This is a genomic window from Polaribacter sp. Z014 (genome assembly GCF_023555435.1).
In the GTDB taxonomy this organism is placed as follows: Bacteria; Bacteroidota; Bacteroidia; order Flavobacteriales; family Flavobacteriaceae; genus Polaribacter.
In genome coordinates this window covers 1-668 of the sequence record NZ_JALCZP010000115.1, presented here as the reverse complement: position 1 = coordinate 668, position 668 = coordinate 1, and the positions used below count along the sequence as shown (strand labels likewise).

Below are 668 nucleotides of genomic sequence, written 5' to 3'. Positions count from 1 at the left end.
CTTTTAAACTTCGCTTGTCTTACATTTTCATCCCATTTAGCAAGTCTAATTAAGGCAACAGTTTTATCTTTTGTTTGATTATAAATCCAGGATAATTTTTGACATAAATTGTATGCCTTTTCTATATCTGGATAAGTTTTAAAAAGCATTTCAGCTCTTTCCTTTTGGGAGTTAGTCCATTTGTTACTAGATTTATATAATAGATATCTACTTCTAGCTAATAATTGTTTTAGGGTATCTCCATTTGGTAGTAGTTCGGGAACATATTTTACGGACTTGTTTCTAGCGTTTTCTATGGCGTCGTTTTCTTTATCTATTGCTTCCCAACGATGTTTAATTCTTATTTCCTGCAAAGCATCTAAAGCTAATTTTTGCACATGAAATCGATCTATAACTAGTACTGCTTTGGGAAATGATTTTTTAACGATTAACCCCATGTTTCCTGCCATGTCTTAGGTTACTTCTTTTACTTTTTTTCGTTGTTTTAAAGAGAGTTTATCAAGGATTCTAATAACATCTTCAGCTTTAGTGCCTTTAATCATGGCTAGTAAAGCACCTTTCTTTCCATTCGCGTTTTTATTAGTCACGATAGTATATAAATCTCCATTAGAAAATGCTGTTTCATCTATGGAAAGATAACTTCCAATATTTTCAGGAAAAAGCAACCA

Annotated in this window: 1 pseudogene; it reads right to left on the bottom strand. The window is 31.7% G+C overall.

Annotated elements, in window-relative coordinates:
• Nucleotides 1-587: pseudogene (locus tag MPF19_RS19150) on the bottom strand (ISAon1 family transposase); the annotation flags it as partial.
• Nucleotides 588-668: the final 81 nt, after the last annotated feature.